Source organism: Jejuia sp. G7-7, assembly GCF_055808955.1.
In genome coordinates this window covers 2,180,367-2,193,354 of the sequence record NZ_JBVVSZ010000002.1, presented here as the reverse complement: position 1 = coordinate 2,193,354, position 12,988 = coordinate 2,180,367, and the positions used below count along the sequence as shown (strand labels likewise).

At 30.8% G+C, this 12,988-nt stretch carries 15 protein-coding genes; all 15 read right to left on the bottom strand.

Annotated elements, in window-relative coordinates; genetic code table 11:
* Positions 1-191: 191 nt before the first annotated feature.
* Positions 192-422, bottom strand: a complete 231-nt coding sequence (locus AC0L5U_RS20365) for a hypothetical protein (RefSeq protein WP_473418244.1) — start codon at positions 420-422, stop codon at positions 192-194.
* Positions 423-636: 214 nt separating this feature from the next.
* The gene (locus AC0L5U_RS20360) at positions 637-948 is read right to left on the bottom strand and encodes a sulfatase-like hydrolase/transferase (protein WP_473418243.1); all 312 of its coding nucleotides are present in this window, start codon (positions 946-948) and stop codon (positions 637-639) included.
* Positions 897-1,529, bottom strand: a complete 633-nt coding sequence (locus tag AC0L5U_RS20355) for a sulfatase-like hydrolase/transferase (RefSeq protein ID WP_473418242.1) — start codon at positions 1,527-1,529, stop codon at positions 897-899. Before AC0L5U_RS20355 ends, AC0L5U_RS20360 begins: the two co-directional genes overlap by 52 nt.
* Positions 1,530-1,620: 91 nt before the next feature.
* Entirely contained in the window at positions 1,621-3,135 is a 1,515-nt protein-coding gene (locus tag AC0L5U_RS20350; protein ID WP_473418241.1) for a sulfatase family protein, read from the bottom strand.
* Between the two features lie 83 nt (positions 3,136-3,218).
* Positions 3,219-4,514 (bottom strand): sulfatase-like hydrolase/transferase, encoded by a 1,296-nt coding sequence (locus AC0L5U_RS20345; protein WP_473418240.1) that lies wholly within the window; start codon positions 4,512-4,514, stop codon positions 3,219-3,221.
* Positions 4,474-4,722, bottom strand: a complete 249-nt coding sequence (locus tag AC0L5U_RS20340; RefSeq protein ID WP_473418239.1) for a hypothetical protein — start codon at positions 4,720-4,722, stop codon at positions 4,474-4,476. Before AC0L5U_RS20340 ends, AC0L5U_RS20345 begins: the two co-directional genes overlap by 41 nt.
* A gap of 56 nt (positions 4,723-4,778) precedes the next feature.
* Positions 4,779-5,945, bottom strand: a complete 1,167-nt coding sequence (locus AC0L5U_RS20335) for an alpha-galactosidase (protein ID WP_473418238.1) — start codon at positions 5,943-5,945, stop codon at positions 4,779-4,781.
* The gene (locus AC0L5U_RS20330; protein WP_473418237.1) at positions 5,927-6,202 is read right to left on the bottom strand and encodes a hypothetical protein; all 276 of its coding nucleotides are present in this window, start codon (positions 6,200-6,202) and stop codon (positions 5,927-5,929) included. Before AC0L5U_RS20330 ends, AC0L5U_RS20335 begins: the two co-directional genes overlap by 19 nt.
* Before the next feature lie 8 nt (positions 6,203-6,210).
* Positions 6,211-6,735 (bottom strand): sulfatase/phosphatase domain-containing protein, encoded by a 525-nt coding sequence (locus tag AC0L5U_RS20325; protein WP_473418344.1) that lies wholly within the window; start codon positions 6,733-6,735, stop codon positions 6,211-6,213.
* Between the two features lie 231 nt (positions 6,736-6,966).
* The gene (locus tag AC0L5U_RS20320; RefSeq protein WP_473418236.1) at positions 6,967-7,275 is read right to left on the bottom strand and encodes a hypothetical protein; all 309 of its coding nucleotides are present in this window, start codon (positions 7,273-7,275) and stop codon (positions 6,967-6,969) included.
* A gap of 74 nt (positions 7,276-7,349) precedes the next feature.
* On the bottom strand, positions 7,350-7,748 hold the full coding sequence (locus AC0L5U_RS20315) for a sulfatase-like hydrolase/transferase (RefSeq protein ID WP_473418235.1): 399 nt from the start codon (positions 7,746-7,748) through the stop codon (positions 7,350-7,352).
* Between the two features lie 164 nt (positions 7,749-7,912).
* The gene (locus AC0L5U_RS20310; protein ID WP_473418234.1) at positions 7,913-8,491 is read right to left on the bottom strand and encodes an EF-hand domain-containing protein; all 579 of its coding nucleotides are present in this window, start codon (positions 8,489-8,491) and stop codon (positions 7,913-7,915) included.
* Between the two features lie 344 nt (positions 8,492-8,835).
* A complete protein-coding gene (locus tag AC0L5U_RS20305; protein ID WP_473418233.1) occupies positions 8,836-10,881 on the bottom strand; it encodes a hybrid sensor histidine kinase/response regulator transcription factor in 2,046 nt (681 codons plus the stop codon).
* The gene (locus AC0L5U_RS20300; protein WP_473418232.1) at positions 10,881-12,272 is read right to left on the bottom strand and encodes a ligand-binding sensor domain-containing protein; all 1,392 of its coding nucleotides are present in this window, start codon (positions 12,270-12,272) and stop codon (positions 10,881-10,883) included. Before AC0L5U_RS20300 ends, AC0L5U_RS20305 begins: the two co-directional genes overlap by 1 nt.
* Positions 12,272-12,964 carry a ligand-binding sensor domain-containing protein gene (locus tag AC0L5U_RS20295; protein ID WP_473418231.1) on the bottom strand — a complete coding sequence of 231 codons (693 nt, stop codon included), beginning with the start codon at positions 12,962-12,964 and terminating at the stop codon, positions 12,272-12,274. Before AC0L5U_RS20295 ends, AC0L5U_RS20300 begins: the two co-directional genes overlap by 1 nt.
* Positions 12,965-12,988 lie beyond the last annotated feature (24 nt).

Below are 12,988 nucleotides of genomic sequence, written 5' to 3'. Positions count from 1 at the left end.
TACAAAATATGATTGCAAAAAAGAAAACTCCAGGTTATATTTAATATTCATTTTGAGGTTTTAATTAAAGATTAACACCTGTCCCTTGCATGGAATTATCATGATCCCACATAATGAGCCAAGGGTCTGAAGGTTTCTTTTGAAATTTTTTTAATTTAGCTTTCATCGATTCTAAGACCTTTACATAATTTTTATCTACAGCTTAAATTATTAGTTTCCAATGGGTCATTTTCTAAATTGAACAATTCAAATTCAGGTCTAAACAAGTAATCGTTAACCGTACGAGGCCCAAAGTTTTCTATATCTTTTCTGTAAATTGATTGCCATGTTGAAGCTGCCCATAAATCTGAAGCAAATGGATATTCCAATCGCCATGCTATATTCCAAATCAGTTTATAATTTTTATCAATTGCTACACGCATGGGGTAATACATGGTAATTTCATGAAACGTGTGTGATGCATAAATCTCATCCCATCCTTTTGAGTTTTCATTCTCTATAATATTCTTAATTGACTTTCCATGAAACTTAGTCTTATCGATAGCTCACATTGGCAAAATCTAAAATTGTTGGTGTTAAATCTACCCAAGAAATTTTTGCAGTATTGGTAATTCCTTTTTATTAGACTTTGGGTTTTTAATAATACAAGGTCAATTTTATACCTGGCTCATAAACAGTCGTTTTTGCTCCTGGGAAAGCCATACCATTGTCTGAAATATAAATTACAACAGTATTATCTAATTTCCCTGCATCTTTTAAATGTGCCATAAGCCTACCAAAACCTTGGTCTATTCTTGAAATACTTTGGTAATATTGAGCAATCTCTTCACGGGATTGTTTTGTATCTGGCAAAAATTCTGGAACCAAAACTTCATCAGGACTATAAGTTATTTGTTCTACACCTTTATAGCCTTCTTTTTTATTTCCAAAACTATTGGCGTATCCCATTCTTTTGGTTTGAATGGATGCCCCCTATGTGGATCGTCAGTACAGAAATATAAAAAGAATGGTTTATCAGAATTCAAAATATTTTTTGAAGCATCAGCCATTTCAACTGTATTTCTGGGATCTGCTTCTAAAACTTCATCAAATTTATAAACTGCTTCTGGAGCTACATGATATTTACCTATTCTAGCAGTAACATAACCTGCTTGCGTTAACCTATTGGGTAATGATTTTATATTATCATAGGTACTAAAATGATGATAATCATGTACATGACCATAAGAACCAGTAGCATGCCCATATAGCCCAGAAAGAATTACAGATCTGCTTGCTGCACAACTAGCGCTAGTACAATAGGCATTAGTAAATTTAACACCTTCAGAGGCCAATTTATCTAAGTTTGGCGTTTTTATAATAGGATTACCATAACAACCTAAAGCATCTAGACCATGATCGTCTGACACAAATAAAATAATGTTTGGACCAGAACTTTTTGATACTTCTGGTTTAGTTTCTTTTGAATTTGAACAAGCAAACAGAACACATATAAACAATACACAAGTAATCCTTAATAATTTATTCATCACGACTTTAAAATTTATTATTTGAAATATCTTTAACTTCATTTTTTTGAGAAGTAATGCTTCTCCCATTTCAATCATAAACAATATATTATTATTTAAATTGATTATACTCAGGGTTAATTTCAGCATTTTTAAAACGAGGCCTATCTTTCCACATATCATAAGTTGCTTTAAGTTGTAGTACTTCCTCTGGGTATTGTCCCTTATCATCTGTTTCTTTTATCCAACTTTCTAATACTTCTCGGTGAGTTTTCAAAATTTCATCATAATCAGTATTTCCAGCAAGGTTATTCATTTGATGCGGATCCGCTTTTAAATCGTATAATTCTTCAACAGGGCGAACACCAAACCAATGCTCTGCTTGGTACTCTGTTAATTCCCCTGCTTTGAAAGCTATTTTAAAATCTTTAACTATTGGCTTATTATCTCTATAACCTGCTTGTAACATTGGTCTATTTGGAAAATAATTTCTAATATATCTAAAATCTTTTGATGCTACAGTTCTTATTCTATCTATTGTATAATCACATCTGTCTCTTGCTCCAATGACATAATCAACTTTACTGTAATGATCTGCAAATAAATTTTGACCATCTAAATATTCTGGTAATACTGCACCTCCCATAGCGAGTGTTGTTGCAGAAACATCAAGTAGAGTCACTAAATCGTTTCTGACTTTTCCTGCTTCTAAAGCAGGATGTTTTCCTTTTACCATAAGCGGTATTAACATACCACCTTCATAACAAAATTGTTTGTGACGTAATGATGAGTTACTTCCATGGTCTGAAAAGAAAAATATAATTGTATTTTCTAATTCTCCATCTGCTTGTAGCTGCTTTAGAATTTTTTCTACTGTAACATCAGAACCTCTGTTAGCATTATAATGTTGTGTCCATGCTTTTCTTTGCGAAGGTATATTCGGAAAATAAGGTGGCAATGGCACGTCATTAGTTCCTAATTTTTCACCATCCCTAACATACTTATAATCCTTTTTCCCACCCATTATTTGAACTTGACCGAACCAAGGTTGATTTTTATCTGGTCGCGCACTCCATACATGATTAGTAAAAGACATATATTCATGTGCTTTATTTCCTTGCCAACCGTTCATCCCTGCTTTATAGTTTTCTTCAGTTCCAACATCATATAATGCACGCCTGTCATAATGAAAATTATAATCGTCTTTACCACTATTAAAAGTAAAGTATCCTGCATCTTTCATTAATTCGGGTATTGTTTTTACACCTTCTGGTAATTGTATTCTTAAATCATTTGGTACAACAGTACCATCTGTAAACCTGCTTGATCTGTGATTATGAGTACCTGTTGTGGTTTGATAAATTCCAGTAATTAATGCAGAACGGGCAGCAGAACAAACTGGAGCACTTGCATAGGCTCTTTTAAACAATACGCCTTCACTTGCAAATTTATCTATTACAGGTGTATGTCCTGCGTTTATCGAATCTCCATAACACCCCATGAATGGTGATAAATCTTCAGCTACTATCCAAAGGATATTTGGCTTTTTAAACTCTCTAACTTTATCAGGACAAGAGAACAATAGACATACAAATGCAAGTAATAAAGTTGTTTTTAATATATTCATTTTTAAAGTTTTATAAGTATTTATTATTCTAATAATTTTTTTATTGAAAATCTTATGTTGTTTTCAATAATAGCATTTCGTATTTATTGTAACACATAAGGTTTTGGTAAATTTAAACCTGGCTCATTGTATTTCTTTAGCTGTTTAAACAATTCAGTTTGCATCATTTTAGCAATATCTGAGTAAGCTGGGTCATTGTAGAAATTAATTAATTCGTCTGGATCTTTTTCTAAATCGAATAAATAAGGTGATTCATTTTTATCAATAACCAATTTATATCTATCATTAACACCAGTTACCCACCAACCACCAGATTTGGCGTAATATGTAATTCTATCACTATTAACTTCTTTTATATTATTTATAAAATCTTCTGAAGTATCTAATCCATGAAAAGACGCATTAGTTTTCACATCCATTAAACTCAGAATAGTTGGTACAAAATCAACATTAGTATATGCTGTATTAATTACTTTTCCTGCAGGTATTTTATTAGGGTAGCGAATTACAAATGGAATTCTGGCAGATGCTTCATAAGGCACTCCTTTATTTCTTCTATTATGTTCAAAAAACATATCACCATGATCTGATGTGAATACTACAATGGTGTTTTTAGTAAGCATATTATCTTCTAAAAACTGAAGTATTCTACCAACACTATCGTCAATATGACTTACCATTCCTAAATAATCAACTAAAGCTTTATTATCATTCTCAAAAGATTTTTTACCAATCGTTTCATTTTTAGTTTTATCTGTTGCCCAACTTGGTTTTATTGCCACATACTCTGGCGCCATTGTTTTTGGTGCTTCAAATTTTAAGTCGGCATACATATTATTATAAGGTGGTTTAGCTACATCTGGGGTATGTGGGTCCGGTATAGAAAGCATAACCGCAAATGGTTTATCTTTATCGCGTTCTAAAATCTCTAAAGTTTTATTTGTGAAGAAATCAGTTAAATGAACCACTTCTTCTTTAGGAAATTTGGCGGCCACCTTTTCATTAATTCCTCTGAATTTACCATCTTTAATATGAAAATATGGGGCGTGTCCACCACGCATCATAAAACGATTATCTTCAAAACCTGCCTTATACTTTATTCCAAATGTATATTTATCATGCCCTGCCAAATGCCATTTCCCAACATAAGATGTAGAGTACCCTTGATCTCTTAAAATGGTTGCAAATGTTGGAATATCTTCTCTAAGATGAAGTCCATTTTTAGGTGCCCCAGTAGCTTGCGGATACAAACCCGTAACTAGAGATGCTCTAGAAGGTGTACAAACTGGAGACGATGCATAATAACTGGTACTTATAGCGCCTTCATTTGCTAATTTATCAATATTTGGTGTTTTTGAATTGTTTCCTTTCCCAAACAAAAGCTTGTTCCTCTGCGAGTAATTTTTGATAACAACTTAAAGTTCTGAAGTTATGTTCATCTGTATGGATTACAATTAAATTAGGCTTCCTTATAGATTCTGTAGTTGTAGCTTTACTTTCTGATGAAGATGAAACAGGTTTTGTTTTACAACTTAAAATTAGAATAAAGGAGATGATGATAGTTAATGATAAAATTTTTGTATTCATAATTACTTTTAATTATTATCTGTATATCTATAACTCAAAAACAGAAGTTAATTCTTTTAGAAAAAATCTGAAATTATTTGCTTAGATCCTTTTTCATATTCCCATAAGTACTCTCCAGTTTTATCAACGCATTTTTGTCCATAGTGATGCGGTAATACCGAAACTAAAGGGTATCCTATTTTAGTTTTATACATTTCTAAATGTCTTAAAAACTTTTCCTCTGTAATAGATTTAGTATCATTACCACCTATATGGTCTAAATTAATACCACGTCCTGGTGATGAATTATGAGTTACTTTATAATGTGTTTTCACTCTTGCAGGCCAATCATATTTATCATTCAGCCACACATCATTAGTTCTATTAACGTCAGAATATTTAGTAAAGAATATATCAGGCACATGAAATTCTATTTCTATATGCTCGTCAATAGATTTTGCTGCTTTGTATAAAGCTTTATGAATATGAAGCATATCTGATTTTGTGTTGTATGACATATCAATTTTAAACTTCATAACGCCCATATTATAGAATCTTGATATTACCTCAGAAGCATATTCAAATATATCAGCCTTTGGGTTCAGCCATTGTATATCATCTTTTCTTGAGCCATCAGAACCCTGTTTAAAAGCACCCATTAATTCAGGGTGTTTTTTAGCAGAGATACTATCTTTATGAATTTTAGGAAAACCTATCCACAATCCTGGAGTAAAACCTTTGTTTGCAATCATATCCATAGTCTTACTAAAATCAGGGAATTTTTTGGGATCAGGAAACCAAGACCCAAAACCAGAGTTAATAGTACCCGTGGGAAACATTCCCCAGCCATGATCTAGTGTCATTTTTCCTTTAGGGTAACCAAAAGCAATAATTTTATTTAAATATTCTTTCACAAATTCATGGTTCAATAAATGAAATTGCTCATGCCGTTTAGTTGCCATATACTTTTGCTCAGACCATGTGCAATATTCAACATCTGCCCAAAAATTAGGGTGTTGGATAATGGGTTTAAAACTTAAACGTTCCATCATCACTCTGTTGTAAGCTTTCCAAGCTTCATCTCCATCCCCAGTTTCATCGATAAAAAGTTCTTGCCCTTCAGGCAAACTTACTGTTAAGGTTTCCTTTCCATCAAAACTAAATGTAGAGTTTTCAAAACCTCTAGTTGTTGTAAAACCTATAAACTTACCTTCGGCATCAATTATTAATGGTGAACCAGACATACCAGATGCTGGTATAGTAAATGGGTTATGTACAAATTCATTTGACAAATAATAATATGCGTCTCCCCTTTTTGATTAGGAGTACCAATACTGTTATAGGGGCAAAATAGAGGTGCTTTTACTTTAAAAGTAACTTGATCACCTTTATCATTTTGTGGTGTTTGATTATTGCTCGAAATTATTTGAGAATGAAGCGGTAAACTAGCCATTGCTAATCCACCCAATCCTGCAGTTTTAAAAAATTCTTTTCTTTTCATTCACCTATTTAAATTTCAAGTACTGAATTTGGAGGTAACGGTATATTATTATGTTTTCTCCATTCTACCAATTCTATTCGCATTTTTTCTGCAATCTCTGGCTTTTGTTCAATTAAATTATTACTTTCATTTGAATCTACCTTTAAATTATATAATTCTAATTTACCATTTGCTAAAAACTGAATGAGTTTATAATCGCCTTTACGGATAACTGAACAAGTTCCATGTTTCCATTGACTTGCCAAATGCCAAAATAAAGGTCTGTTTTTAAATAATTCTGTGTCGCTCTGAAATAATTCTGAAATCGAATTCCCATCCAAAATACCATTATAATCTATATTTGCCAAATCCATAAAAGTTGGAAATATATCCAAACAAGTTACCGCAGCTTCTGTACGTCTTGGTTTTACCTTTTCAGGCCAGTTAACTAACATTGGTACTTTTATTCCACCTTCATAAATATGCCCTTTAGAACCTCTAAGCAAATTATTTCTACTTTGTCCTCCATTATAACCATTATCGGAAGTTAAAATGATAATTGTATTTTCTCTTAAACCACTTTTATCTAAAAAGTCTATCAGCTTTTATGTTATCATCAACAGACTCCACCATAGAGGCATACCCCGCATAAATATCTTTTCGTTTTTTATTTTTTGCAATTCCTTGACCTGTTAAGGAATCAACAGGTTTATTTAAATATTTTTGAAATAATTCTTCAGACCTTGCTCTTATTGGCCTATGTACAGCATAGTAATTTAGGTTAATTAAAAAGGTGAATTTTTATTTGAATTCATGAATTCTATAGCCTCATCAGTTAACCTATCTGTTAACCAGTTATCATTTGGCTTTTTATCAATAAACGGATTGCTAAAAGGAGCCCAATATCCACCAGCCACACTATTATAACCACCTTCTTCAAACCCAGGATCACCTCTGAAAGTACCTCCAATATTCTTTATAAAACCACGTCCCTCTGGATAAAACTTCATTATTTCTGGTGTTTTGTGTACTTTAACCCAGGAATAGTCTCCTGGTTCTGGTTGGGTTAATTTTTGTTGTATTGGAAATTGCATCGCTAATTCTTTCTCTGGATAAGGTCCAACGATATGATACTTTCCTATATGAATAGATTTATATCCTGCTTTAGCTAATGGCTCTGCATAAATTGGATGGTCTTCACCAACTGTCCAACGCGAAAAATATTTTCTTCCGCAGTTCCTTTTTCTAATACTGGTACTGTATAAACTCCTGTTCTAAAAGATTGCTGGCCAGTAAAAATTGCCGTTCTAGATGGTGAACATGTTGGATACATATAGGCATTATCCAAAACTAAACTTTCTTTTGATAGAGCATTCATTGCAGGTGTTTCAAAATATTTAGAACCATTGAACCCTACATCTGCATATCCTAAATCATCAACTAAGATAAAAACAATGTTTGGTAAAAGATTATTATTTAACTTTTTACCGCGATTTTCTTTATAATTATCACACCCAAAACAAAAAAGAAGTAACATTAGAAAAGGGGCTATTCTTAAATATATCATTCCTAGCAGTTTTATATATTATTTAATCACTTTCAAGCTTAAGATTATTTCTGTAATCATTAAAAGCATTAACCGTCATAAGGTAAAAGCAACAAAAATGTATCTAATATTTATAAAGCCGAAATAAATATATTTCGGCTTTTACATTCAATTGTAAAACTAATTTACTGTGCTTTCTTTCTCTGTTTCGCCAATTTCCAATCTACATCTTGAGCTAATTCCTCCATTGTAATCTTACCATCATTATTTTTATCAGTCCCTAAAAATTTCAAATCAACATTCTTTGCTGGCTCTCCCGTTTTTTTTGCTTTATCTTCTTGAAATTTAACCCATTCTGCCTTAGTTATAAAATCATTTCGATCTGTATCCATCCAACGAAACTTCTTCTCTACTTGTGATGATGGCGCTTTTTTTACTACTTTTTGTGCCTTTTTAACTTTTTTTAAATCTTTAGACTTTTGTTTGGCCTTTTTCCAATTAATAGGTTTAATAAATTCACTAAGAACAAGTTTACCATCATCATTAGAATCTAAACCTAAGAACATCCCATTAACGTCAAATGACTCACCTTTCTTAGTTGTCTTTCCTTCATGAAATGCTATCATTTCTTCCATTGAAACTTCTTTATTATTATCGGTATCAACTTTAGCAAACTTCTTTTTCATTTTTTCTTCTTTCTGAGCATTTACCTGAATAGCAAAAAACAATATTGAAAAGATTAATACATTTTTTAAAATCTTCATAATGATATTTTTGAATTAATTTATATACCATAAATTTATTATTAAGCTATATAAGTGTTGCATTTCTGAGTAAACCAAATGTATCTCTCAATAATAAATTCATTTTCTTATACTTTCAGAAGGCATAATTAATATCTATACTAATCATAGAATCTTCTTCATTATCAACAAAAAAAGATTAAAAACATATTTGGTAATAAAAAAATAGAGGTTTAAAAGCTATCCATCAAAATAACTTTTAGTTATTTTGAATTTAAGTTATCCTTAAAGACTTTGCTTTTTTTAAAACCTAAACTCAAAAAAATGTAAGCCCGCATAGAGTTTTAAACTAAATGATAAATATATTATTGGTTACCAATATTTTCGTTTTCTCTGTTTATAGAAGTATATTTCCCAGGAGTAACACCAAACTTTTGTCTAAATACCTTTGTGAAATGTGTGCGACTTTTAAATCCTGTCATTTCAAAAGCCTCATTAACTGATACTTGTTTTTGAGATAAAAGATATGCTGCCTTTTTTAACCTATAGTTTTTTAATAATTCGTAAGGGGTTTGGTTTGTTAAAACCTTAACTTTTTGATAAAAATGTGTTCGATTTAAATATAATTCTTTTGCTAAAAAATTGAGATCTAAATCTTGATTATCTAAATTTTCCTCAATCAAACTATACAGTTTTTCTAAAAAAGCATTATCGTTTCTATTATTTTTGTTGTTTTCCTTAGTTAATGGAATACCAACTTGGTAACGCTCTCTTAGTTGTTTACGGTTTCTAAGCAATGCTTCAACTCTAGTAACTAAGCGTTGAATATTAAATGGTTTTTTAATGTATGCATCAGCTCCATCACGAATCCCTTTAAGGTGGTCTTCAATATTTGCCAATGCGGTAAGCAAAATAACAGGGATATGACTGGTTTTTAAATCAGACTTTATTTGAAGACATAAGTCTAAACCATTCATTTCCGGCATTTGAACATCACTTATCAATATATCTGGCCATTCTTCTTCAAAAGCTTCTAAACATTCCTGTCCATTTCTAAAACTTTTCACTTTAAAAAAACCTGAAAGTATTTCTGAAACAAAATTTCTCATTTCTGGATTGTCCTCAGCATAAAAAACTAAAGATTCAGAAAACTCTCCAGTAGTTTTTACATTTGTTATATTGTCTTTCTTAAATAAGTGATTATCTACTTTAATCTCTTTTTCATCTGGTAAATAAATGTCTTTATACGTTTCTTCTTCTAAAAGCTCTTTAACTATTGGTAAACGAACATTTATAGTGGTCCCCTCATCTAACTGACTTTTAGCCTCTATAAACCCATAGTGCATTTCTACTAATCTTTTAGAAAACGTAAGGCCAATTCCAGAACCTGCTGTTAATATATTTTCTTTTTTGTGCGACCTGTAAAACCTCTCAAAAATATGATCTAAATCGATAGCATCAATACCTTTTCCTGTATCAATAATTGATACAACTAAATCTTTTTCATTGGCTTTAAAAACGATCTTAATTGTGTCATCATTTTTAGTATATTTAAAAGCATTACTTAAAAGATTATTGAAAATTTTCTCAAGCTTATCCCTATCGGCCGATACCATCACAACATTATCCTCACCCTCAACTTTTAACACTTTAGAATCATTTTTAGCCATTACACTAAAATCTCCAATAACTTCATCTATAAAGGAATTGAAATTAAACCTAGAGTAATTCATTTTTAAAGCTTTCGCATCAGTTCTCCTAAAATCTTGTACCTGCTCTATAAGTTGATGTATTTTTTTAGATTGTCGTTTCATTAAGCTAAGTTTTTCTCCTATATCAGGATTGCTTCCAAAACGCTCTAACAAAATATTCATAGGGCTTGAAATTAATGATAATGGGGTTTTAATTTCATGAGAAATATTTGAAAAAAACCTCAATTTTTCTTCGTTAATTTCCTTAACATTATCAATCTCCATTTGTTCAATCTCTACTTTATGATTTAAAGCTTGAATTTTCAAAATAACGCGAATAACTAAATAAATAAGAAGAAGACCCAAAAGTATATATAAAAAATATGCTAAATAAGTATTCCAAATAGATGGTATAATTTCTATCTTAAGTTTTTTTGGCTGCGTCCATTCATTCAACGAATTTGATGCCATAACAGTTAGTTCATAATCTCCAGCTTGAAGTCCGCTGTAATAAATAGTTTTTTGACTTGATGGTAGCACTACCCAGTCTTTATTTATTCCGGATAGCTTATATTTTATCAAGTGATTTTTATCATTAGAAAAATGTAAACTAGTTAAATCTACAGAAAACACATTTTCGTTATGCTTTAAAAATATTTCATCTAATACACCTATACTCTTAGGTAATACAACTCTACCATTTAATGTATCACCAGGCATTATCTTTTTATTAAAAATCTTAAAGTTCTCAAATTGTAATTTTGGTAATTGTTCTTTGGCATTAATGTCTTTAGGGTTAAAATAACAAACCCATCTAGACCTGATAAAACCATAGTACCGTTATCTAATTTTTCACTTGCAAACCAAAAATCCTCGAAAGGCAAACCATCAGATTTATTGAATTTTCTAAATTCATTAGTCTTTGTGTCAAATTTATTTAGACCAATGTTGGTAGGTATCCATAGATTAGAGTTTTCATCATATAGTATATTTTTTACCACATTGTTTGACAATCCACTTTTTTCTGCGAATGGTATAAACTTAGGAATTGAATCACTATTAAGGACTTTACAAATACCACCTCCTTCAGTCCCTACCCATAAATCCCCATTTGGCAACCTAACTATTGAAGACACAAAATTACTCGATAAAGAATGTTCATCATTTTTATCATTGACAAAATTATGGATAACAAGTTCTTCAATAGAAGCATCTTTTTTGTTAGTTATTCTGAATAATCCATCAGTATCAGACCCAATCCATATATAATTATATCTACTATCAGAATAAACACGCCTTGGTAAAGCCATTCTATTGTCTTGAAAAAAAGGATTGTTATTTAGATTTTCAACTTTAGTAACATTATTGTAAGCATCTAATGAAATTTTATGAATTTTGCTATTTCCTGCAATCCATATATTACCATATCTATCCTCAGAGAAAGAACGTATACTAAAGTCTGGTGCCTCATTTAGATTACTAAATTCTACTTTTTCATAATTTCTATAGCCTTCCTTAAATCTATACAAACTAGCTTCACGTGAAATGTGTATCCATATATTTTTCCTTGAATCTAAAAAAACACCGCCAACATTTTGCTCTTTATTAATTGGCAAGTCGAAAGGAAGCTCCTCAAATTTTTTGAGTTTACTATTGAAAACTGACACACCACTAAACCTAGCAGATATAAGAGCATGATTTTTACCAAACGAAGTAATGTGAGTAATACTATTAGACCCCAATCCAAAGTCATAATTCATACTTATATCATAACTTCTAAAAGGACTTTCTTTTATATTGAATTTGTAAATACCTTCATTAAATGTTGCATACCAACATATGTTTTGAGATGTTAAAAGAAACCCACTTGAGCGTAATAATTTTAAATTATCACTAAAACCACTAACTTTTAAAGGAAACTCGCTTTCTATTGCATCTATACTATTAACTTGAATAATACCTTCATTTAATTCGCCTAGCCATAATTTACCAGAACCATTTAGCATTATGCTGTTAAACCTATATCTTTGTAATAGTACTTTTTCAAGTTTGAAATTATCATAATTTACTTTATTATAATTAACTAATGCTATTCCTCTAGCTAATGCCACTAAAAGAGTTTCCTGAAGTTTTTAGTATAGCATTTGCATTTGTTACCTGATCCTTTAATATATGCTTGAATTTTTTCAGAAAAATCAAAAAGAAGAAGCCCTTTAGATGTAGTAAAAATATATGACTTTTTTCCTATTGGGACCATATTGAAAAAAGCTATAGCATTTCCAAATTCCCCAACTGGTGGTAAATACTGATTCAAAAAATTAGAATCCTTATCAAAAACTAATACACCATCACCCTCTGTTAAACATAATATTTGATTTGATGATTTATCTCCAAAAATTTTTCTAATTACAGGCCCTTTAAGTGTATTACCTTGCTCTTTATTTGAATATATTTTTGTAAATTCTTCATTTACAAAATTATATACTGTTATGCCTTCATCAGTTCCAATCCAAAGATTATGGTTATTATCCTCATATAAAGCCCTAATCCTATTACTTGTTAATATATTTTTATCTATTGTATTTTTAAAAGTTTGAAAATTATATCCGTCAAACTTATTAAGCCCATCATATGTTCCAAACCACAAAAAACCTCTAGAGTCTTCAAACATCGAAGTAACACCATTATGTGCTAAGCCCTCTGAAATTGTATATTTCTGCGAATACTTAATTATATCATCTTGAGCTGAAACATTTATGCAATAAAAAAGTGAAAAACAAATTATGAGAAAGATTCTATGCATATGGCTAATCTATTCATTTTAATT